15 protein-coding genes are annotated in these 21,758 nt (G+C 63.2%); 9 read left to right on the forward strand and 6 right to left on the reverse strand.

Going from position 1 to position 21,758, the window contains the following annotated elements:
- Positions 1-14 precede the first annotated feature (14 nt).
- The 4 genes from AC5O5I_RS11715 to AC5O5I_RS11730 all read right to left on the reverse strand — a co-directional run bounded on the left by AC5O5I_RS11715 (position 15) and on the right by AC5O5I_RS11730 (position 3,234).
- The gene (locus tag AC5O5I_RS11715; protein WP_172220084.1) at positions 15-725 is read right to left on the reverse strand and encodes an ABC transporter permease; all 711 of its coding nucleotides are present in this window, start codon (positions 723-725) and stop codon (positions 15-17) included.
- Positions 722-1,441 (reverse strand): ABC transporter permease, encoded by a 720-nt coding sequence (locus AC5O5I_RS11720; protein WP_172220081.1) that lies wholly within the window; start codon positions 1,439-1,441, stop codon positions 722-724. The genes AC5O5I_RS11715 and AC5O5I_RS11720 overlap by 4 nt, the downstream gene beginning before the upstream one ends.
- 145 nt (positions 1,442-1,586) lie before the next feature.
- Positions 1,587-2,339, reverse strand: a complete 753-nt coding sequence (locus AC5O5I_RS11725) for a transporter substrate-binding domain-containing protein (protein ID WP_172220078.1) — start codon at positions 2,337-2,339, stop codon at positions 1,587-1,589.
- Positions 2,340-2,361: 22 nt separating this feature from the next.
- Positions 2,362-3,234 (reverse strand): MurR/RpiR family transcriptional regulator, encoded by an 873-nt coding sequence (locus tag AC5O5I_RS11730; RefSeq protein ID WP_172220075.1) that lies wholly within the window; start codon positions 3,232-3,234, stop codon positions 2,362-2,364.
- 143 nt (positions 3,235-3,377) lie between these two features.
- Between AC5O5I_RS11730 and AC5O5I_RS11735 the strand changes: the two genes are divergently transcribed.
- The 3 genes from AC5O5I_RS11735 (at position 3,378) to AC5O5I_RS11745 (ending at position 7,389) form a co-directional block, all read left to right on the forward strand.
- The gene (locus AC5O5I_RS11735) at positions 3,378-4,403 is read left to right on the forward strand and encodes an Ldh family oxidoreductase (RefSeq protein WP_172220072.1); all 1,026 of its coding nucleotides are present in this window, start codon (positions 3,378-3,380) and stop codon (positions 4,401-4,403) included.
- Between the two features lie 234 nt (positions 4,404-4,637).
- The gene (locus tag AC5O5I_RS11740) at positions 4,638-5,834 is read left to right on the forward strand and encodes an amino acid aminotransferase (RefSeq protein ID WP_172220069.1); all 1,197 of its coding nucleotides are present in this window, start codon (positions 4,638-4,640) and stop codon (positions 5,832-5,834) included.
- A 274-nt stretch (positions 5,835-6,108) separates the two neighbouring features.
- Positions 6,109-7,389, forward strand: a complete 1,281-nt coding sequence (locus tag AC5O5I_RS11745; RefSeq protein ID WP_172220066.1) for a serine/threonine transporter — start codon at positions 6,109-6,111, stop codon at positions 7,387-7,389.
- Between the two features lie 73 nt (positions 7,390-7,462).
- On the opposite strand, the gene AC5O5I_RS11750 is transcribed toward AC5O5I_RS11745, so the two are convergent.
- Complete coding sequence (locus AC5O5I_RS11750) at positions 7,463-8,650, reverse strand: Bcr/CflA family efflux MFS transporter (protein WP_172220063.1); 1,188 nt, start codon at positions 8,648-8,650, stop codon at positions 7,463-7,465.
- A 548-nt stretch (positions 8,651-9,198) separates the two neighbouring features.
- Between AC5O5I_RS11750 and tpx the strand changes: the two genes are divergently transcribed.
- The 6 genes from tpx to AC5O5I_RS11780 all read left to right on the forward strand — a co-directional run bounded on the left by tpx (position 9,199) and on the right by AC5O5I_RS11780 (position 21,404).
- Positions 9,199-9,699 (forward strand): thiol peroxidase, encoded by a 501-nt coding sequence (gene tpx / locus AC5O5I_RS11755; protein ID WP_172220060.1) that lies wholly within the window; start codon positions 9,199-9,201, stop codon positions 9,697-9,699.
- A 352-nt stretch (positions 9,700-10,051) separates the two neighbouring features.
- Positions 10,052-11,368: an MdtA/MuxA family multidrug efflux RND transporter periplasmic adaptor subunit gene (locus AC5O5I_RS11760; protein ID WP_172220057.1), complete on the forward strand. Its 1,317-nt coding sequence runs from the start codon at positions 10,052-10,054 to the stop codon at positions 11,366-11,368.
- Positions 11,365-14,463, forward strand: coding sequence for an MdtB/MuxB family multidrug efflux RND transporter permease subunit (locus tag AC5O5I_RS11765; RefSeq protein WP_172220054.1), 3,099 nt, complete (start codon positions 11,365-11,367; stop codon positions 14,461-14,463). Before AC5O5I_RS11760 ends, AC5O5I_RS11765 begins: the two co-directional genes overlap by 4 nt.
- Positions 14,460-17,567 carry an efflux RND transporter permease subunit gene (locus tag AC5O5I_RS11770; RefSeq protein WP_172220051.1) on the forward strand — a complete coding sequence of 1,036 codons (3,108 nt, stop codon included), beginning with the start codon at positions 14,460-14,462 and terminating at the stop codon, positions 17,565-17,567. Before AC5O5I_RS11765 ends, AC5O5I_RS11770 begins: the two co-directional genes overlap by 4 nt.
- On the forward strand, positions 17,564-19,054 hold the full coding sequence (locus AC5O5I_RS11775; protein WP_172220048.1) for an efflux transporter outer membrane subunit: 1,491 nt from the start codon (positions 17,564-17,566) through the stop codon (positions 19,052-19,054). The genes AC5O5I_RS11770 and AC5O5I_RS11775 overlap by 4 nt, the downstream gene beginning before the upstream one ends.
- A gap of 262 nt (positions 19,055-19,316) precedes the next feature.
- Complete coding sequence (locus AC5O5I_RS11780) at positions 19,317-21,404, forward strand: putative bifunctional diguanylate cyclase/phosphodiesterase (protein WP_172220045.1); 2,088 nt, start codon at positions 19,317-19,319, stop codon at positions 21,402-21,404.
- On the opposite strand, the gene AC5O5I_RS11785 is transcribed toward AC5O5I_RS11780, so the two are convergent.
- Positions 21,401-21,661: a DUF1652 domain-containing protein gene (locus AC5O5I_RS11785; RefSeq protein WP_172220042.1), complete on the reverse strand. Its 261-nt coding sequence runs from the start codon at positions 21,659-21,661 to the stop codon at positions 21,401-21,403. The two genes, AC5O5I_RS11780 and AC5O5I_RS11785, sit on opposite strands and share 4 nt — an antisense overlap.
- Between the last annotated feature and the right edge of the window lie 97 nt (positions 21,662-21,758).

Raw genomic sequence — 21,758 nt, forward strand, 5'->3', positions numbered from 1 at the left:
AACGTATCCTTCGGTCAGTTCAGGTGGCGGCCCAGGCGGCCTTCCAGGTGTTTCAGCAAGCGGCGCACCACCTCGACGATCACCAGGTAGAGCACGGCAGCCCACAGGTAGATCTGGAAGTCGAAACTGCGCGAGAAGGCCAGTTTGGTCACGCCCATCAGGTCGTAGATGGTCACCAGCGAGGCGATTGCGCTGGCCTTGATCATCAGGATCAGCTCGTTGCCCAGCGGGCCGATGGCCACCAGCAGCGATTGCGGCAGGATCACCTTGAAGAAGGTGGTCGAGCGCTTCAGGTTCAGTGCCCGCGCCGCTTCGTGCTGGCCGGGTGCGACCGCCATCAGGCTGCCGCGGAAGATCTCTGCCTGGTATGCCGCCGTGTTCAGGGTGAACGCCAGCAAGGTGCAGAACCACGCCTCGCGGAAGAACCACCACAGGCCTACGTCCTGCCAGAAGCCCTTGAACGAGCCCAGGCCGTAGTAAAGCAGGAACAACTGGGCCAGCAACGGCGAACCGCGGAAGAAGTACACGTAGCCTGCGGCCATGCGCTGCAGCAGCTGGCTGCGCGACATCCGCGCCAGGGCCAGCAGCAAGCCCAGCAAGGCGCCCAGGCTGAAGGAAATGGCCACCAGCTTGGCGGTGACCAGCAGGCCATCGATAAAGCGCGGCCCGTAGCGCTCCAGCAAATCAGGGTCGACAACCAGTGCCAGCAGTTGATCGAGGCTCATGCCCGTGCTCCTTGCAGGTGGCGGTTACTGCGTCGTTCGATGAAGGCGAACACCCGCCCGGACAGCGCCGCGAACAGCAGGTAGCCCAGACAGGCGACGCCATAGAAGAACATCGGCTCCTTGGTCACGCTGACCGCCAGGTTGGTCTGGCGCATCAGGTCGACCAGCGAGATGGTCGACACCAGCGAAGTATCCTTGAGCAGCGACAGCCAGTTGTTGGACAAACCGGGCAGGGCGATGCGGGTGAGTTGCGGCAGTACCACCTTGAAGAAGCCGGTGCGCTTGCTCAGGCCCAGCGCCGAGCAGGCCTCGAGTTGGCCTTTGGGCAAGGTCTTGAAGGCTGCCAGCCAGATCTCGCTGGAAAATGCGGCAAACACCAGGCTGAAGGCAATCATCGCAGCCAGGAAGGTGTTGATCAGGAACTCTCCCTCGTAGCCCATGGCCGCAAGGATTTTCTGCGCCGCGATCTGGCAGCCGTAATAGATGATCAGCAGTGTCAGCAGCTCGGGCAGGCCGCGGAATACTGTGGAAAAGGTCGTGGCCCAAGCCCGGGGCAGGCGCTTGCGCGAGCGCGCCGCCAAGGCTACCACCAGGCCCAGCGGCAGGCCGATGGGCAGGCAGGCCAGGGCCAGGGAAACGGTGACCAGCGCGCCGGCCAGCAGCGCCTGGCCCCAGCCTCCGCTGGCGAAGGACAGCAAGGACAATTGATCGAGCATGACGAACACCTTGTGTTGACCTGACCGGCCTCATCGCCGGCAAGCCAGCTCCCACAAGGGGCTGCGCATCCCTCAGGCCTTGTGCGGTCCTGTGGGAGCTGGCTTGCCGGCGATGGGGCCCGATCAGGCGAGACGGGCTCTGAGATCAGTTGTAGATATCGAAAGCAAAGTACTTGCTGGCGATCTTCTGGTAGGTGCCGTTGGCCACCAGCTGTTGCAGCGCGGTGTTCAGGCGCTGGCGCAGGGCCTCGTCATCCTTGCGCACGGCAATGGCGGCATCGGCCTTGGTATCGGCAACGTCTCCGAGGATCTTGCAGCAATCCCCACCGTTTTTGGTCATCCACTCGTGCAGCGGGAACTTGTCGGCAATCACCCCGTCCAGGCGCCCGGCGGCCAGGTCGGCGTTGGCTTCGTCCATGGTCGGGTACAGCTTCACATCGGCACCGGCCTTGCCGTACACGTCCTCGGCGTAGATAGCCTGGGTGGACGACGACTGGGCACCGACTGTGTAACCGACGAAGTCGGTCTGGGCGCTGTCGATCTTGCTGTCCTTGGCTACCGCGACAGTGAGCGGAGTGCGGTAGTAGTGGTCGGTGAAGGCAATTTTCTTGCGTCGCTCCTCGGTGTTGATCATCGACGCGACGACGGCGTCATACTTGCGCGCCATCAGGGCGGGGATAATGCCTTCCCAATCCTGGGCCACCAGCGTGCACTCGACTTTCATCTGTTCGCACAGGGCATGGGTGATGTCGATATCGAAGCCATGCAGCTTGTTATCGGCGTCTACATAGTTGAAGGGCGGGTAGGCACCCTCGGTGGCGAAGCGCAGGGTTTCGGCACTGGCGGCACCGGTCAGCAGCAGGGCGCACGCACCCACCAAGGCCATGGTCTTGTTCATCTCGCACCTCATTGCACTCTTGCTATTGTTGTTTGCTCGGCGGCCACGAGGTGTAGCCGACGAATTCGTTATGTAGAGCGGCAGTCGCTTCCAAGCGTTTTTCAACATCAGGTCCGAGCTTCTTGCAGACCTCGTTGACCATCAGGTGCACCCACGACAGCATTGTCGAGGTGGATTCCCAGAACAGGTTGAACTCCGTGGGGATGCGGAACACCTCGTCGGCGTTGGCATCGGCCCAGTCACAGAAAGTGTCGGTCACCAGCGTGACCGCGATGCCGGCCGCGCGCGCCTTCTGGCACAGCAGCAGGGCGTGGCGGGAATAACGGCGCGCCTCGAACACCACCAGGGCGCTGTCTTCGGCACGGCCCAGCAGCACTTCGCCGAAGTGCCCGGCGCTGATGTCTACCAGTTGCACGCCATCGCGCAGGTATTGCAGCAGGTGGCTCATGCACATGGCGATGCCGCGCTCGGTCTGGAAACCGGCGACGAACACCCGCGGCTTGGCCGCCAGGCGTTGCGCTACGCTGTGCCACGCCGGGCTCTGGCGGTACTCGTGCACACGCATCAGTGCGGCGATTTCCAGTTCCAGGCTGCCGGCGTTGTCGCTGGCGTCCTGGTTGTGGCGGTAATCCTGCAAACGGTCACCCACCAGCCAGGGGCCATCGCCCAGGTCGTTCTGCAGGTCTTGCTTAAGTGCCTTGAGGTGGGCATAACCCAAGGAGCGGCAGAAGCGCCCGACGCTGGATTCGCTGACGCCCAGCTTGGCAGCGATGCTGGCCGAGGTCTGGAACGGCAGTTCGTGCAGGTTGGCGAGCATGTAGGTGGCGATCTTGCGGCCCGAGGCAGCGGCCCCTTCCAGGCTGTTTTCCAGGCGTTGCTTGATCGGTTGGCTCATGCTGCGGCTCCAGGGGTGAGGCTTGCGACAGAAAATGAATGTTTTCTGTCATCAAGTCAACATTTGACAGATAGCTGTCACATGCAGGAAAGTTTTTGTCGTTGCAACGCTGTAGCCATTCCAATACCAACAAGGAGCTTCAGATGTCCGCACCTTCCACTGGCACCGACGTGCGTGTGCCTTTTACCGAGTTGCAGGACCTGTTGCAGGCCATTTTCCAGCGTCATGGCTGCAGCGAGAGGGTGGCCCGTGTGCTGGCCCACAACTGCGCCAGCGCCCAGCGCGATGGCGCGCACAGCCATGGGGTGTTCCGCATGCCGGGCTATGTTTCGACCCTGGCCAGCGGCTGGGTCGACGGCCAGGCCACGCCGGAGGTCAGTGATGTGGCGCCCGGTTATGTCAGCGTCGATGCGGCGGGGGGCTTCGCCCAGCCTGCGCTTGCAGCGGCCCGTGAGTTGTTGGTGGCCAAGGCGCGCACCGCCGGTATCGCCGTGCTGGCGATTCACAACTCGCACCACTTTGCCGCGCTATGGCCGGATGTGGAGCCATTCGCTGACGAGGGCCTGGTGGCCCTGAGCGTGGTCAACAGCATGACCTGCGTGGTGCCGCATGGCGCGCGCCAGCCCCTGTTCGGGACCAACCCCATCGCCTTTGCCGCGCCTTGCGCCGAACACGACCCGATCGTCTTCGACATGGCCACCAGCGCCATGGCCCACGGCGACGTGCAGATTGCCGCGCGTGCCGGGCAGCAATTGCCCGAGGGCATGGGCGTGGATGCCAGTGGCGAGCCGACTACCGAACCCAAGGCGATCCTCGAAGGTGGCGCCTTGCTGCCATTCGGCGGGCACAAGGGTTCGGCGCTGTCGATGATGGTCGAGTTGCTGGCGGCGGCGCTGACCGGCGGGAATTTCTCGTGGGAATTCGACTGGTCGGGGCACCCGGGGGCGAAAACGCCGTGGACCGGGCAGGTGATCATCGTGATCGACCCGAGCAAGACCGAGGGCGAGCGCTTCGCCCAGCGCAGTCGCGAACTGGTGGAGCAGATGAAGCACGCTGGGCTGACGCGCATGCCGGGTGAGCGACGTTACCGCGAGCGCGAGGTGGCCGAGGAGGAGGGGGTGGCAGTGACCGAGCAGGAGTTGCAAAGCCTGAGAGAGTTGCTTGGCTGATCCGGCCCTTTCGCCGGCAAGCCAGCTCCCACAGATACACCGCTAACCCTGAGCGTTGTGAAGTACCTGTGGGCGCTGGCTTGCTGGCGACAGGGACATCACCGCCAGCACAAATCCCCAGCCATGCAATGTTGCATAGACAACCTTGCACATTAGTGGATGTTCCTGAGCCTGCACTCCGGGTATGCTCAGGTCTGCCTTTTCGAACTGTCCTGATCCAAGGAGCTGCACGCTGTGTTCAAACATGTCGATGCCTATGCCGGCGACCCGATCCTATCGTTGATGGAAACCTTCAAGGCCGACCCGCGCGCCGACAAGGTCAACCTGAGCATCGGCCTGTATTACGATGAGGCCGGTGTAGTGCCGCAACTGGCAGCGGTGGATGCGGTGGAAAAACGCATGGCCGGCCAGGACCACGAAGCCTCGCTTTACCTGCCGATGGAAGGCCTGGCCAGCTACCGCCAGGCCATCCAGGCGCTGCTGTTCGGGGCCGATCACCCCGCCGTGACCGGCAAGCGCGTAGCCACCGTTCAGACGGTTGGCGGTTCCGGCGCGCTGAAAGTCGGCGCCGACTTCCTCAAGCGCTACTTCCCGCAGTCCGAAGTCTGGGTCAGCAACCCGACCTGGGACAACCACCGCGCCATCTTCGAGGGCGCCGGTTTCAAGGTGAACACCTACCCGTACTTCGACCAGGCCACCCGTGGCGTGGACTTCGACGGCATGCTGGCCACCCTGCGCAACCTGCCGGCCAACAGCGTGGTCCTGCTGCACCCATGCTGCCACAACCCCACCGGGGCCGACCTTACGCAAAACCAGTGGCAACAAGTGGTCGAGGTGGTCAAGGCCCAGAAACTGATTCCGTTCCTCGATATCGCCTACCAGGGCTTCGCCGAAGGCCTGGTGGAAGACGCCTACGCCATCCGTGAAATGGCGCGTGCCGGCGTGCCGTGCCTGGTCAGCAACTCGTTCTCGAAAATCTTCTCGCTGTATGGCGAGCGGGTAGGGGGCCTGTCGGTGGTGTGCGATGACGCCGACACCACCCTGAGCGTGCTGGGCCAGCTCAAGGCCACCGTGCGCCGCAACTACTCCAGCCCGCCCAACTTCGGTGCCCAGCTGGTGGCCGGCGTGCTCGGCGATGCCGGCCTGAATGCCCAGTGGGCTGCCGAAGTCGAAGTGATGCGCAAGCGCATCCTCGACATGCGCCAGGCGCTGGTCGATGCCCTGGCCGTGCTGCTGCCAGGCCAGGACTTCCAGTTCTTCCTCCGCCAGCGCGGCATGTTCAGCTACACCGGCTTCAGCGTCGAGCAGGTACGCCGCCTGCGTGACGAGTTCGGCGTGTACCTGATCGACAGCGGCCGGGTTTGCATGTCCGGCCTGCGCCCCGCCAACCTGCAACGGGTTGCCGAAGCGTTCGCTGCCGTCCAGAAGTAACACCGCACGGGGCCGCTTTGCGGCCCGAGCGCCGGCAAGCAGGCTCCCACTGGTACAGCGCATGGCTGGGAGCCGGCGTGGCGGCAATCGGGCTGCAAAGCAGCCCTTGCTACAACCTGCTTGTAAAGACAAGTGCAACCGCTCCTCGGAAAAGGGCTTCGCAAGTGCAACCTTTGCGTGCACAATCGCGCCCCTCTTTCCCGGTTGAGTTGGGCGAATCGTCTATTTCGCCATTCTCAGCCTGTTGCAGTCTTGCGAGTGGAGCTTCACCCGGATGAATGAGCAGGCCCCAAGCGTTGAACAACGCTTTGCAGAATCGACCCCCGCCACCCTCGGCAGCTGGGCGCGTCAAGACACCACCTGGATGCTGGGCCTGTTCGGCACAGCCATCGGCGCCGGGACTCTGTTCCTGCCGATCAACGCCGGCCTCGGCGGCTTCTGGCCGCTGCTGATCCTGGCCGTGCTGGCCTTCCCGATGACCTACTACGCCCACCGCGGGCTGACTCGTTTCGTGCTGTCGGGGCGCAACGGCGGCGACATCACCGAGGTGGTCAAGGAGCACTTCGGCATCAGCGCCGGTGCGTCGATCACCGTGCTGTACTTCTTCGCCATCTTCCCCATCCTGCTTATCTATAGCGTGGCACTGACCAATACTGTTTCCAGCTTCATGGAACACCAGCTGCACATGGCGCCGCCACCACGGGCCATTTTGTCGTTCGTGCTGATCCTCGGCCTGCTGGCCATCGTGCGCTGTGGCGAGCAGGCCACGGTCAAGGTCATGAGCCTGCTGGTGTACCCGTTCATCGTCGCCCTGGCGCTGCTCGGCCTGTACCTGGTCCCGCACTGGACCGGCGGCATCCTCGACAGCGCCACCCAGGTACCGCCGCCTTCGGCCTTCCTGCACACCCTGTGGTTGGCCATCCCGGTGATGGTGTTCTCGTTCAACCACTCGCCGATCATCTCGGCCTTCGCGGTTGACCAGAAGCGCCGCTACGGCGAGCACGCCGATGAGCGCAGCGGCCAGATCCTGCGCCGTGCCCACCTGCTGATGGTGGTGATGGTGCTGTTCTTCGTGTTCAGCTGCGTGCTGACCCTGAGCAGCGCCCAGCTGGCCGAGGCCAAGGCTCAGAACCTGTCGATCCTGTCGTACCTGGCCAACCACTTCAGCAACCCCGCCATCGCCTTCGCTGCGCCGCTGATCGCCTTCGTGGCCATCGCCAAGTCGTTCCTCGGCCACTACATCGGTGCCAGCGAAGGCCTGAAGGGCATCATTGCCAAGACCGGCGCGCGCCCAGGTGCCAAGGCACTCGACCGCGTGGTTGCCGGGCTGATGCTGGTGGTGTGCTGGATCGTCGCCACCCTGAACCCGAGCATCCTCGGCATGATCGAGTCGCTGGGCGGCCCGATCCTGGCGGTGCTGCTGTTCCTGATGCCGATGTACGCGATTCGCCGGGTACCGTCCATGCGCAAGTACAGCGGCGCGGCCTCCAATGTGTTCGTCGTGGTGATCGGCCTGGTTGCGCTGACCTCGGTGGTCTACGGCCTGCTGAGCTGATTCGCTGCTTGCAGTAAAGGCTGCCCGGGTCGGCTATCGCCACCCGGGCATTTTTTTAAGCCTGACCAAGGTTTCAGCAGCGTTGCATTTCATCGTCCTTGGTGCACGCAAGCAGCCACCATCCACAGAGGCTGGCCACCACGAACAGCAGTCCCAGGCCTACCGGAAGTGTACTTTCGAAGCTTGCGACCACGCTGCCAGTCAAACCCGCCCAAGCGAACAGCAGTGTCGTGTTGAGCGAGGCTGCCGCACCTGCCTGGCGCGAATAGCGTGCCAGGGCCTGGGTCGTCGCAGCCGGGCGCACCAGGGTTGTCCCGGTGGTACAGACAATCATCGGTAGCAGAACACCCACCACAGACAACCCTGCTAGCTGCTCCCATATCAAAAGGGTGGCGCCCGCAGCACTTATCAGCAGGAAACCCGCTTTTATTTGAGCCTGCGGGCTTACGCGATGGTTCAAATAAGTTGCAGCTACTCCGCCAGCGATATAGGCCAACCCATAGCCGATAAATACAATGGAGAATTGATAGGTCGTCAGCTCCAGCCTGCCCATCAGCAGCAATGGCGCTATGACGATAAAGGAAAAATGGCAGGCAAAGGCGAGGCTGGACTGCATGGAATAGGCGAGATAGGGCGTGTCGCGCAGCATCATCAGATAACTGGAGAAGCCTGACGCCCGGTGGTGCAGCCCAGGTGCGTCCTGAAGCAGCACATACGACAAAAGTGAAACGATCGCAGCGATGCCCACGAATACTGTGAAGCTTGCCTCCCAGCCAAAGAGCTGCTGGAGAAAGGCACCTGCCAGCGGTGACAGAGAGATGAATAACCCACTTGCGCTGGTTAACAGGATTCGCATGGCATTGCGTTGTTTACCCCTATACAGATCCTGCACAAGCGCCTGGCCGAGCACGAGGCTGCCGCAACCCAGGGCCTGCATTAAACGAAACGCCATGAACGTTTCATAGGTGGTTGAAAATATGCAACCGAGCGCCCCAGCAATGGCTACTCCCAACCCGGCGAGCAGCAAACGCTTGCGCCCGATGCTATCCGACAATGGGCCGATCACTAGTTGCGCCATGGCAACGCCAATAGCAAAAAAGCTCACGGAGTACGCTATCTGCTTTGAGTCGACCCGAAACTCATCTGAGAGCGCAGGGAATGATGGGAGGATCACATCCAGCGGAAATACACCTAACAGACACAACAGAATCAGCAACGTCGAGCACAGATGGCGCCGGAGCGAATCCGGTGGGCGGTTCATGCTACTAACCCCGCCGATTGGAAATGCAAGAAATAGCGTTCGTCATCCAGTAAATCAGTGCACTCAACTGCCCGAAGCGTCGGCCCGCAAATTTCCATCATTCGTACCGCCTGGTTCGCCAGTGCATGAGCGGAAACTTCGTCTCTGAGGGTTGGCCGAGTTTTGAAAACCATTCGCAAGAAGGGTAGATCGGGTTGGAAGATGTACAAGATTAACTTGGTGGCGAAACGTCCGATAAAGTTGTAGGCTTTTTTACCCTGATACTTGTCAGGGGTGGCTCAACTTTATCGTAAAGCGCTCTAGCTCAAGCCATGCAGCCATTATGAGGGTAGTATTGTGCAGCTCATATCAATCAAGAAACCAACTTTGTAGCAGGCTCGGAGTGGGAGGTCGGGATGGGCTCGGCAACTGGCCGTCACGGCAGGTATCGGCATTTTGTCCACAAAAATTCGTCTGTGATTAGAACAATTTCACTTGCCCCCATAGGCACCCGGTCGCCTTCATGCTTAACTCAGTGTCCTTTTCAAACCTCGCATAAGGATTTCGTCATGGCTCAAGTGACTCTCAAAGGCAACCCGGTCCAGGTCAACGGCAACCTGCCACAGGCCGGCGCCCAGGCTCCGGCTTTCTCCCTGGTAGGTGAAGGCCTGGCTGACAAGTCGCTGAAAGACTTCGCCGGCAAGCGCAAGGTGCTGAACATCTTCCCAAGCGTCGACACCCCGACCTGCGCCACCTCGGTGCGCAAGTTCAACGCCCAGGCCAACGACGTGGCCAACACCGTGGTGCTGTGCATCTCGGCTGACCTGCCGTTCGCCCAGGCACGCTTCTGCGGCGCCGAAGGCCTGGAAAACGTGAAGAACCTGTCGACCCTGCGTGGCCGCGAGTTCCTCGAAAACTACGGCGTTGCCATCGCCGACGGCCCGCTGGCCGGCCTGGCCGCCCGCGCCGTGGTGGTGCTGGATGAAAACGACAAGGTGCTGCACAGCGAGCTGGTTGGCGAAATTGCTGACGAGCCGAACTACGATGCGGCACTGGCTGTACTGAAGTAAGGGTTGCGGGGGGGGGGGGCAGGGCAGGCATTTGTAGCCTGTACCGGCCCTATCGCCGGCAAGCCAGCTCCCACAGGTACAAGGCTGTTCTCAATGCCTGTGATGTGCTTGTGGGAGCTGGCTTGCCGGCGATAGGGCCAGCAAAGGCAACGGAAACCTTCAGGCCCATCTCCACTCCAAGCAAAACCCTGTAACGGCCCGGAACACGTTCCGGGCCGTTTTCATTTAAAATTCCGCGTTTTGGCAACGTCAGGCAAAGGTAAACCTCTGGTAAAGGGCCTTTGCTAAAACGATGCCAGTGCTTATCGTTCACCCTCCCAAGTCGTCATTCCGAACAAGGTTCGTTCAACCCATGCAAGCGTCCAATTCCCGTTCCCCCCGTCGCTGGCTCGTCGGCCTGCTGATCCTGCTGCTGGTGGCGGCCCTCGCCTGGTGGCTGTGGCCCGCAGCGGCGCCTGTGCATCAAGAAGCCGGCGGCGGGCGCGGTGGCAAGGGCATGGGCATGGGCGGCCGGCCGGGCTTCGGCGGCTCCACCGACCCGGTGCCGGTCCGTGTCGAACCGGTACGTGTGGGCGACTTCCCGCTGTACTACAAGGCACTGGGCACGGTCACTGCGACCAATACCGTGAACGTGCGCAGCCGCGTGGCGGGCGAGCTGGTGAAAATCCACTTCAAGGAAGGCCAGCAGGTCAAGGCCGGCGATCTGCTCGCCGAGATCGACCCGCGTTCCTACCGCATCGCCCTGCAGCAGGCCGAAGGCACCCTGGCCCAGAACCAGGCGCAGCTGAAAAATGCCCAGGTCGACGTGGCCCGTTATAAAGGCCTGTACGCCGAAGACAGCATCGCCAAGCAAACCCTCGATACCGCCGAAGCGCAGGTGGCGCAGTTCCAGGGGCTGGTCAAGACCAACCAGGCGCAGGTCAATGACGCCCGCCTGAACCTCGATTTCACCCAGATCCGCTCGCCAATCAACGGCCGGGTGGGCCTGCGCCAGCTCGACCTGGGCAACCTGGTGGCAGCCAACGATGCCACCGCGCTGGTGGTCATTACCCAGACCGAGCCGATCAACGTCGCCTTCACCCTGCCGGAAACCGAGCTGAGCACGGTGCTGGAGCGCTATCGCAGCGGCGCCAGCCTGCCGGTCGAGGCCTGGGACCGCAGTGACAGCAAGCTGCAGTCCACCGGCGTGCTAGGCAGCATCGACAACCAGATCGACACCACCACCGGCACCCTGAAGTTCAAAGGCCGCTTCGAGAACAAGGACCTGGCGCTATTCCCCAATCAGTTCGTCAACGTGCGCCTGCTGGCCGACACCCTCAAGCAGGTGGTCATGGCTCCGGCAGCGGCGATCCAGTTCGGCAACGACGGTACCTTCGCCTATGTGGTCAACGCCGAGAACACCGTGAACGTGCGCAAGCTCAAGGTCGGCGCCAGCGACGGCGACAACAGCGTCATCCTTGAAGGCCTGGCCGCTGGCGACCGCCTGGTGCTGGAAGGCACCGATCGCCTGCGCGAAGGCACCAAGGTCGAGGTGGTCGAAGACAGCTCGCAAGTGCCGACCACGCCTGGTCAGCACCTGCAGGGCCAGGACGCCAAAGGCTCGGCGCAAAGCGGTGCGCCGCAGCTTCCGCAACAGCCGGTTAAAGCAGCAGGCAAGGCGGGCGCATGAACCTCTCGCGCCTGTTCATCCTGCGGCCGGTCGCCACCACGCTGAGCATGCTGGCCATCGTCCTGGCCGGCCTGATCGCCTACAAGCTGCTGCCGGTGTCGGCGTTGCCGCAGGTGGATTACCCGACCATCCGGGTCATGACCCTGTACCCCGGCGCCAGTCCGCAGGTGATGACCAGCGCGGTAACCGCGCCACTGGAACGTCAGTTCGGGCAGATGCCGGGCCTGGAGCAAATGGCCTCGACCAGCTCCGGCGGTGCTTCGGTGCTGACCCTGCGCTTCAACCTCGACATGAACATGGACGTCGCCGAGCAACAGGTGCAGGCCGCGATCAACGCCGCCAGCAACCTCCTGCCCAGCGACCTGCCGGCACCACCGGTGTACAACAAGGTCAACCCGGCCGACACCCCGGTGCTGACCCTGGCCATCTCGTCCAAAACCATGCCGCTGCCCAAGCTCAATGACCTGGTCGACACTCGCGTGGCACAGAAGCTCGCGCAAATCAGTGGTGTGGGCATGGTCAGCATTGCTGGCGGCCAGCGTCAGGCGGTGCGGATCAAGGTCAACGTCGATGCGTTGGCGGCCAATGGCCTGAACCTGGAAGATGTGCGGACCCTTATAGGCGCTTCCAACGTCAACCAGCCCAAGGGCAACTTCGACGGCCCGACCCGGGTGTCGATGCTCGATGCCAACGACCAGCTGCGCACCCCGGCGGAGTACGCCAACCTGATCCTGGCCTACAACAATGGCGCGCCCCTACGGCTCAAGGATGTCGCTGAGATTGTCGATGGCGCCGAAAACGAGCGTCTGGCAGCCTGGGCCAACCAGAACCAGGCAGTGCTGCTGAATATCCAGCGTCAGCCCGGCGCCAATGTGATCGAGGTGGTCGACCGCATCAAGGAGCTGCTGCCGTCGATCACCGACAACCTGCCGGCCGGCCTTGATGTATCGGTGCTCACCGACCGTACCCAGACCATCCGCGCTGCGGTCAAGGACGTGCAGCATGAGTTGCTGATCGCCATCGTGCTGGTGGTGATGGTCACCTTCGTCTTCCTGCGTCGCTTCAGCGCCACCCTCATTCCCTCGATTGCCGTGCCGCTGTCGCTGATCGGCACCTTCGGCGTGATGTACCTGGCCGGCTTCTCGGTGAACAACCTGACCTTGATGGCCCTGACCATCGCTACCGGTTTCGTGGTCGATGATGCCATCGTCATGCTGGAGAACATTTCCCGGCACATCGAGGAGGGCGAGACCCCTTTGCAGGCGGCGCTCAAGGGTGCCCGGCAAATCGGCTTCACCCTGATCTCGCTGACCTTCTCGCTGATTGCGGTGTTGATCCCGCTGCTGTTCATGGCCGATGTGGTCGGCCGGCTGTTCCGCGAGTTCGCCATCACCCTGGCGGTGGCGATCCTGATCTCCCTGGTGGTTTCGCTGACACTGACGCCGATGATGTGCGCACGGCTGCTCAAGCGTGAGCCCAAGGAAGAGGAGCAGGGCCGCTTCTACCGCGCCAGTGGCGCCTGGATCGACTGGCTGATCAAGCACTATGGCCGCGGCTTGCAGTGGGTTCTGCGGCACCAGCCGCTGACCCTGCTGGTGGCAGTGGCCAGCCTGGTGCTGACCGTGTTCTTGTACATGATCGTACCCAAGGGATTCTTCCCGCTGCAGGACACCGGGGTGATCCAGGGTATTTCCGAAGCCCCGCAATCCACTTCGTTCGCCGCCATGAGCGACCGCCAGCAGGCCTTGAGCAAGGTGATCCTGCAGGACCCGGCGGTGCAGAGCCTGTCCTCGTATATTGGCGTGGACGGCGACAACGCCACGCTCAACAGTGGCCGCCTGCTGATCAACCTCAAGCCGCATGGCGAGCGCGATGCCACCGCCGCCGAGGTGATCAGCCGCCTGCAGCCGCAGGTCGACAAGCTGGTCGGTATCCGCCTGTTCATGCAGCCGGTGCAGGACCTGAGCATCGAAGACCGGGTCAGCCGTACCCAGTACCAGTTCAGCCTGTCTTCGCCGGATGCCGACCTGCTCGCGCTGTGGAGCGGCAAGCTGACCAATGCCCTGCAGCAGCGGCCCGAACTGCAGGACGTGGCCAGCGACCTGCAGGACAAGGGGCTGCAGGTGTACCTGGTGATTGACCGCGACATGGCCAGCCGCCTGGGGATCAACGTTTCGCAGATCACCAACGCCCTGTACGACGCCTTCGGCCAGCGGCAGATCTCGACCATCTACACCCAGGCCAGCCAGTACCGGGTGGTGCTGCAGTCGCGCGATGCGGCAAGCATCGGCCCGCAGGCGCTGGAGGCGGTCCACGTCAAGGCCAGCGACGGCGGCCAGGTGCGCCTGTCTGCGCTGGCACGTGTCGAGCAGCGCCAGGCGCAACTGGCGATCTCGCACATCGGCCAGTTCCCGGCGGTGATGATGTCGTTCAACCTGGCGCACGGCGCTTCGCTGGGCGAGGCGGTGAAGGTGATCGAGCAGGTGCAGCAGGACATCGGCATGCCGATTGGCGTGCAGACCAAATTCCAGGGCGCCGCCGAGGCGTTCCAGGCATCCTTGTCGAGCACCTTGCTGCTGATTCTGGCCGCTGTGGTGACCATGTACATCGTGCTGGGCGTGCTGTACGAGAGCTATATCCACCCGGTGACCATCCTCTCGACCCTGCCATCGGCAGCGGTCGGCGCCTTGCTGGCGTTGATCCTCAGTGGCAACGACCTGGGCATGATCGCCATCATCGGCATCATCCTGCTGATCGGCATCGTCAAGAAAAACGCCATCATGATGATCGACTTCGCCCTGGAGGCCGAGCGACACCAGGGCATGAGCCCGCAGGATGCGATCTACCAGGCGGCGCTGCTGCGCTTCCGGCCGATCCTGATGACCACCCTGGCGGCGCTGTTCGGCGCTGTGCCGCTGATGCTGGCCACCGGTTCCGGTGCCGAACTGCGCCAGCCGCTGGGCCTGGTGATGGTCGGCGGGCTGCTGGTCAGCCAGGTGCTGACGCTGTTCACCACACCGGTCATCTACCTGTACTTCGACCGCCTGGCCCAGCGCTGGCGCCCGGCCACTGACGCGAAGCAGGCCGAGGCATGAACCTGTCCGCACCTTTTATTCGCCGGCCGGTCGCGACCATGCTGCTGAGCCTGGCGATCATGCTGCTGGGTGGCGTCAGCTTCGGCCTGCTGCCGGTGGCGCCGTTGCCGCAGATGGACTTCCCGGTGATCGTGGTGCAGGCCAACCTGGCGGGGGCCAGCCCGGAGGTCATGGCCTCTACCGTGGCCACGCCGCTGGAGCGCAAGCTTGGCAGCATCGCCGGCGTTACCACCCTGACCAGCAGCTCGAACCAGGGCTCGACGCGGGTCATCATCGGCTTCGAGCAGGGCCGGGACATCGACGGCGCTGCGCGTGAAGTGCAGGCGGCCATCAATGCTACCCGCAATCTGTTGCCCAGTGGCATGCGCAGCATGCCCACCTACAAGAAGATCAACCCGGCGCAGGCACCGATCATGGTGCTGTCACTGACTTCGGATGTGTTGCAGAAGGGTCAGCTGTACGACCTGGCCGATACCATCCTGTCGCAGAGCCTGGCCCAGGTGAGCGGGGTAGGGGAAGTGCAGATCGGTGGCAGTTCGTTGCCGGCGGTGCGCATTGCCGTCGAGCCGCAACTGCTCAACCAGTACAGCCTGTCGCTGGACGAAGTTCGCACCGCCGTGGCCAATGCCAACCAGCGCCGGCCCATGGGCTTTGTAGAGGACGGCGAGCGCAACTGGCAAGTGCGCGCCAACGACCAGCTGGAAAAGGCCAAGGACTACGAACCGATCGTGATCCGCCAGCAAAATGGCACCATCTTGCGTCTGGCCGATGTGGCGACCGTGACCGACGGCGTCGAAAACCGCTACAACAGCGGTTTCTTCAACGACCAGAGTGCGGTGCTGCTGGTGGTCAACCGCCAGACCGGCGCCAACATCATCGAGACCGTCGACCAGATCCACGCACAGCTGCCGGCCCTGCAGTCGCTGCTGCCGGCCAGCGTCCAGCTGAACGTGGCGATGGACCGCTCGCCAGTGATCAAGGCCACCCTGAAAGAGGCCGAGCACACCCTGCTGGTCGCCGTGGTGCTTGTGATTCTGGTGGTCTACCTGTTCCTCGGCAGTTTCCGTGCTTCGTTGATCCCCAGCCTGGCGGTGCCGGTGTCGCTGGTCGGCACCTTCGCGGTGATGTACCTGTGCGGGTTTTCCCTCAACAACCTGTCGCTGATGGCGCTGATTCTCGCCACCGGCCTGGTGGTGGACGATGCCATTGTGGTGCTGGAGAACATTTCGCGGCATATCGAGGACGGCCAGCCGCCGATGCGCGCGGCGTTTCTCGGCGCCAGGGAAGTCGGCTTCACCTTGCTGTCCATGAACGTCTCGCTGGTGGCAGTGTTCGTCTCGATCCTGTTCATGGGCGGCATCGTGCGCAACCTGTTCCAGGAATTCTCGATCACCCTGGCGGCGGCCATCATCGTCTCGCTTGTGGTCTCGCTGACCCTCACGCCGATGCTCTGCGCCCGCTGGCTGAAGCCGCACCGCGCCCAGCCGACGCGTCTGCAGCGCTACAGCGACAAACTGCACGAGCGCATGGTCGATGGCTATGACCGCAGCCTGGGCTGGGTGCTGCGCCACCGGCGCCTGACCTTGATCAGCCTGCTGGCGACCATCGGCCTGAACGTCGCCCTGTATGTGGTGGTGCCGAAAACGCTCATCCCGCAGCAGGATACCGGGCAGTTGATGGGCTTCATCCGTGGCGATGACGGGCTGTCGTTCGGGGTGATGCAGCCGAAGATGGAAATTTACCGCCGGGCGCTGCTGGCGGACCCGGCCGTGCAGAGCGTGGCCGGTTTCATCGGCGGCAACAGCGGTACCAACAACGCTATGGTACTTGTGCGCCTGAAGCCGATCAGCGAGCGCAAGATCGACGCGCAGAAGGTGATTGAACGGTTGCGCAAGGAAATGCCCAAGGTGCCCGGCGGGCGGCTGTTCCTGATGGCCGACCAGGACCTGCAACTGGGGGGTGGTGGCCGCGACCAGAGCTCGTCGCAGTACCTTTATACCTTGCAGAGCGGTGACCTGTCAGCCCTGCGCGAGTGGTTCCCCAAGGTAGTGGCGGCGATACGCGCGCTGCCCGAACTGACCGCCATCGATGCCCGCGACGGTTCTGGCACCCAGCAGGTGACCCTGGTGGTAGACCGTGACCAGGCCAAACGCCTGGGCATCGACATGAGCATGGTCACCACGGTGCTCAACAACGCCTACAGCCAGCGGCAGATCTCCACCATCTACGACAGCCTCAACCAGTACCAGGTGGTGCTGGAGATCAACCCCAAGTATGCCTGGGACCCTAGCACCCTCGAGCAAGTGCAGGTGATTACCGCCGACGGCGCTCGCGTGCCGCTGTCGACCATCGCCCACTACGAGAACAGCCTGGCCAACGACCGGGTCAGCCACGAGGGGCAGTTCGCCTCCGAGGACATCGCCTTCGATGTCGCCGAAGGTTACAGCACCGACCAGGCCATGGCAGCCGTGGAGCGTGCGGTGGCCAAGCTGGGCCTGCCTGAAGAGGTGATCGCCAAGCTCGGCGGCACGGCCAACGCCTTCGCCAAGACCCAGGAAGGCCAGCCGTTCATGATCCTCGGCGCTTTGGTGCTGGTTTACCTGGTGCTGGGTATTCTCTACGAGAGCTATATTCACCCGCTGACCATCCTCTCGACCTTGCCCTCGGCAGGGGTCGGTGCGTTGCTGGCGCTGTACGTCACCGGTGGCGAGTTCAGCCTGATCTCGCTGCTGGGGCTATTCCTGCTGATTGGCGTGGTGAAGAAGAACGCCATCCTGATGATCGACCTGGCCTTGCAGCTGGAGCGCCATCAGGGCCTGTCGCCGGAAGAGTCGATCCGCCGTGCCTGCCTGCTGCGCCTGAGGCCGATCCTGATGACCACCCTGGCGGCCATTCTTGGTGCCCTGCCGCTGTTGCTCAGCCGTGCCGAGGGTGCGGAGATGCGCCAGCCGCTGGGCCTGACCATCATTGGTGGCCTGGTGTTCAGCCAGGTCCTGACCCTTTATACGACGCCGGTGGTGTACTTGTACCTGGACCACCTGCGTCACCGTTTCAACCGTTGGCGCGGCGTGCGCACCGACGCCGCCCTGGATACCCCGCTATGACTTTTGCCCAGACCCCACTTCACCGTGCCCTGCAAGTGCTGACCCGTGGCCGCGGCTCGCGCCTGCTGGGTGCCGGATTGTGCGCGGCCTTGCTCAGTGCCTGTAGCTTGAGCCCGGACTACCACCGCCCCGAGCTGGACAGCCCGGCGGCGCAGTTCAAGCACGCCGAAGGCTGGACCCAGGCCACGCCGTCCGATGCCATCGCCCGCGGGGCCTGGTGGGAACTGTACGGCGATGCCGGGCTGAACGCGCTGGTCGAAGAGCTGAACCGCAGCAACCAGACCGTGGCGCAGTCCGAAGCCCAGTATCGCCAGGCCCAGGCACTGGTGCGCAGCAGCCGGGCAGGGTTGTTCCCCAGCCTGGACCTGACGGTCGGCAAGAACCGCTCTGCCCAGGGTACGGGCAGTTCCAGCTCGAGCCTGTCCAGCAGCAGCAGCGGCATCCGCGACACCTACAACGCACAGTTGGGCGTCAGCTGGGAGATCGACCTGTGGGGCAAGCTGCGCGAAACCCTGAACGCCAATGAAGCCAGTGCTGAAGCCAGCCTGGCCGACCTGGCCTCGATCCGCCTCAGCCAGCAGTCGGAGCTGGTGCAGAACTACCTGCAACTGCGGGTAATCGACGAGCAGAAGCGCTTGCTGGAAGCTACCGTGGCGGCCTATGAACGCTCGCTGCGAATGAACGAAAACCAGTACCGGGCCGGTGTCGCCGGCCCCGATGCGGTGGCCCAGGCGCGTACCCAGTTGAAGAGCACCCAGGCCGACCTGATCGACCTGATCTGGCAGCGCGCGCAGTTCGAGAACGCCATTGCCGTGCTGATGGGCAAGACGCCGGCCAACTTTGCCCTGGCCGACAGCAAGAACATTCCGGCTCTGCCGCAGATTCCGGTTTCATTGCCTTCGCAGTTGCTGGAGCGGCGGCCGGACATTGCCTCGGCCGAGCGTAACGTGATGGCGGCCAACGCCAATATCGGCGTGTCGCGGGCGGCGTATTTCCCGGACCTGAGCCTGAGCATGAGTGGCGGTTATTCCAGCAGCAGTTTCAACAACTGGATCGAGCTGCCCAACCGCTACTGGTCGGTGGGCCCGCAGCTGGCGCTGAACCTGTTCGACGCCGGCAAGCGCAGTGCCGAAGTGGACCGCACGGTGGCGGTATATGACCAGACCGTGGCGCAGTACCGCCAGACCGTGCTGGACGGTTTCAAGGAAGTGGAAAACCTGCTGGTGCAGCTGAAGGTGTATGGCGACGAAGCGGTGGTGCGCCAGGAGGCGCTGGATGCAGCCCGCGAGTCGCTGCGCCTGACCGAGAACCAGTACCGTGCCGGGCTGATCGGCTACCTGGATGTGGTGAATGTGCAGACCACGGCGCTGAGCAACGAGCGCAGTGTGTTGAACCTGCTGCAGGGGCGGTTGGTGGCCAGTGTGCAACTGGTTGCCGCGCTGGGTGGGGGCTGGGACGCCGATCAGGCGTTTGCCGAGCAGGATTGACTCGCTTTCCAAGCCTTATGATGCCTGTGACGGCCTCATCGCCGGCAAGCCAGCTCCCACAGGCACCACACACTGCTTGAGACAGTGCGGACCCTGTGGGAGCTGGCTTGCCGGCGATGGGCTGCACAGCAGCCCTGAAAGCACAGTGAAGGGCGCGATCTTTGGATCCATTCCCATTCGCAAAAACCCCGTGCGTTTCGGCAAAGCTTGAGTACAATCGTCAGCTTTTTCCGGGCCCCCCTGTCCCGCGCTGGAACTCCCCATGTTGACCGGTAGCTACTCCTCTTCGCTGGTGTTGATTTCGCTGTGCGTGGCGATCCTGGCGTCCTATACCGCCCTGGACCTTACCGGCCGTATCGCCACGGCCAAGGGCCGGGCTGCATACTTGTGGATGGGGGGTGGCGCATTGGCCATGGGCATCGGCGTATGGTCGATGCACTTTATCGGCATGCTCGCCTTCAGCCTGCCCATCGACCTGGGTTACGACCTGCCCCTGACCGCGTTCTCGCTGCTGATTGCCGTGTTGTCTTCAGGCTTTGCCTTGTGGCTGGTCAGCCAACCAAGTCTGCCCTGGCTGCAGCTGGGCTTTGGTGCGCTGATCATGGGGGCGGGCATCGCCTGCATGCACTACACCGGCATGGCCGCGCTGCGCATGCTGCCGGGAATCGACTATGACCCAGCCTTGTTCGGTGCCTCCTTGCTGATAGCGGTTGGGGCATCAGCAGCGGCCCTGTGGATCGCCTTCCGCCTGCGCAAGCACACGCCCTATGTCAGGCAGATCCGTGGTCTGGCGGCGGTGGTGATGGGCTTTGCCATCGTCGGCATGCACTACACCGGCATGGCGGCGGCGAATTTCCCCGAGGGCAGCTTTTGCGGCGCGCTGGGCAGCGGCCTGCAGGGTGACGGCCTGGTCTACCTGGTGCTGATCACCACCCTGGCGGTATTGGCGGTGGCCTTGCTGACCTCGGTGCTGGACGCCCGCCTGGAGGCACGCACCGCCGAGCTGGCCCGTTCGCTGACTCTGGCCAATCAGGAGCTCACGCAGCTTGCCCTGCACGATACTCTCACCGATCTGCCCAACCGCACCCTGTTGGCCGACCGCATCGAGCAAGCCATCGCCAAGGTGGCGGAGCAGGGCGGCTGTTTTGCCCTGATGTTCATCGACCTGGACGGCTTCAAGCCGGTCAACGATGCGTTCGGCCACCATATCGGCGACCTGCTGCTCAAGGCCGTGGCAGGGCGCCTGCGCGGGCATCTGCACAGCCAGGACACACTGGCGCGCATTGGCGGCGACGAATTTGTCCTGCTGGTGGAGTTGCAGGAACCGGACGATGCCATGGACGTGGCGGTCAAGCAGGTCAACCTGGTATCGCGGCCATTCCGCGTGGCCGAGCACGACCTGCAATTGTCAGCGAGCCTGGGCATCGTTCTTTACCCGGGCAATGGCCAGGACCAGCACGAGCTGCTGCGCAACGCCGACGCCGCCATGTACCACGCCAAAAGCGCCGGCAAGAACGGCTACAGCTTCTTCGACGTGTCGATGAACAGTAACGCCCGCCAGCAGTTGCAGCTGTTGCAGGACTTGCGCCAGGCCCTTGAGCAGCGCCAGTTCCGCCTGCACTACCAGCCCAAATTCGATGCCCAGGCGTGCCAGCCGATCGGTGCCGAGGCGTTGCTGCGCTGGGAGCATCCGCAGCAGGGCCTGTTGCTGCCCGACCGCTTTATTGGCCTGGCGGAAAAGACCGGGCTGATCATTCCAATCGGTGAGTGGGTGCTTGGCGAGGCATGCCGCCAGATGCGTGAATGGCTGGACCAGGGCCACCAGGGGTGGCGCATGGCGGTGAACCTGTCTGCTATCCAGTTCTGCCACGCAGGGCTGGTCGAGAGCGTGGCAAAGGCGCTTGAGCAGAACGGCCTGCCGGCCAACTGCCTGACCCTGGAAATCACCGAAACCACTGCCATGCACGACGCTGATGCCAGCCTGGCCGTGCTGCAGCGCCTGTCGGACATGGGCGTGGACCTGTCCATCGATGACTTTGGTACCGGTTATTCCAGCCTGATGTACCTCAAGCGCCTGCCGGCCAACGAGCTGAAGATCGATCGCGGTTTCGTCCGTGACCTGGAGCAGGACAGCGACGATGCGGCAATCGTCTCGGCAATCGTCGCCCTGGGCCAGGCGCTGGGGCTGCGGATTGTGGCCGAAGGGGTCGAGACCGACAGGCAACAGGCTTTCCTGACCCGCCTGGGCTGTGATTCGCTGCAGGGCTACCTGCTTGGGCAACCTGTGCCGGCCGAGCAGTTCATGAGCAGGTTGCAGGCCCTGGGCGAGAAAAATACGGCAGCAGTCTAGACCGCAGCGCGCAGGGTAAAGGCGGGTAAGAAAGCATCCATCTCGGCCTCGACGGCCTCGATGATGCGTTCGACATCGGCGGCGGCCATGATGGCCGCGCAAGGGATGCCGGCAATGGCCAGTACGGTCTCCCCGGTAGCGCGGTCGAACAGCCGCGCGATCATGCTGCGTGGCGCATCCATGTTGGCTTCGAAACCCAGCGGGTGGAAATGCCAGCGCATCACCTGGCAGGCGTTGGGGAACGTCATCTTGTTCATGCCAGCCTCCTTGTCCGTACCTGGACGTGGTGAGCAAGTGGCCACATCGATGCGGCCGCCGGGAAGGTAAAGATAGCACCTGCCATGGGTGATTCTC

The sequence above is a fragment of the Pseudomonas sp. 9_2_1 genome, from assembly GCF_059295275.1.

Excerpts from the sequence above, each read along its gene's own strand:
- AC5O5I_RS11715 (WP_172220084.1), bottom strand. The coding sequence starts at position 725 with ATGAGCCTCGATCAACTGCTGGCACTGGTTGTCGACCCTGATTTGCTG.
- AC5O5I_RS11720 (WP_172220081.1), bottom strand. The coding sequence starts at position 1,441 with ATGCTCGATCAATTGTCCTTGCTGTCCTTCGCCAGCGGAGGCTGGGGC.
- AC5O5I_RS11725 (WP_172220078.1), bottom strand. The coding sequence starts at position 2,339 with ATGAACAAGACCATGGCCTTGGTGGGTGCGTGCGCCCTGCTGCTGACC.
- AC5O5I_RS11730 (WP_172220075.1), bottom strand. The coding sequence starts at position 3,234 with ATGAGCCAACCGATCAAGCAACGCCTGGAAAACAGCCTGGAAGGGGCC.
- AC5O5I_RS11735 (WP_172220072.1), top strand. The coding sequence starts at position 3,378 with ATGTCCGCACCTTCCACTGGCACCGACGTGCGTGTGCCTTTTACCGAG.
- AC5O5I_RS11745 (WP_172220066.1), top strand. The coding sequence starts at position 6,109 with ATGAATGAGCAGGCCCCAAGCGTTGAACAACGCTTTGCAGAATCGACC.
- AC5O5I_RS11750 (WP_172220063.1), bottom strand. The coding sequence starts at position 8,650 with ATGAACCGCCCACCGGATTCGCTCCGGCGCCATCTGTGCTCGACGTTG.
- tpx (WP_172220060.1), top strand. The coding sequence starts at position 9,199 with ATGGCTCAAGTGACTCTCAAAGGCAACCCGGTCCAGGTCAACGGCAAC.
- AC5O5I_RS11760 (WP_172220057.1), top strand. The coding sequence starts at position 10,052 with ATGCAAGCGTCCAATTCCCGTTCCCCCCGTCGCTGGCTCGTCGGCCTG.
- AC5O5I_RS11765 (WP_172220054.1), top strand. The coding sequence starts at position 11,365 with ATGAACCTCTCGCGCCTGTTCATCCTGCGGCCGGTCGCCACCACGCTG.
- AC5O5I_RS11770 (WP_172220051.1), top strand. The coding sequence starts at position 14,460 with ATGAACCTGTCCGCACCTTTTATTCGCCGGCCGGTCGCGACCATGCTG.
- AC5O5I_RS11775 (WP_172220048.1), top strand. The coding sequence starts at position 17,564 with ATGACTTTTGCCCAGACCCCACTTCACCGTGCCCTGCAAGTGCTGACC.
- AC5O5I_RS11780 (WP_172220045.1), top strand. The coding sequence starts at position 19,317 with ATGTTGACCGGTAGCTACTCCTCTTCGCTGGTGTTGATTTCGCTGTGC.
- AC5O5I_RS11785 (WP_172220042.1), bottom strand. The coding sequence starts at position 21,661 with ATGAACAAGATGACGTTCCCCAACGCCTGCCAGGTGATGCGCTGGCAT.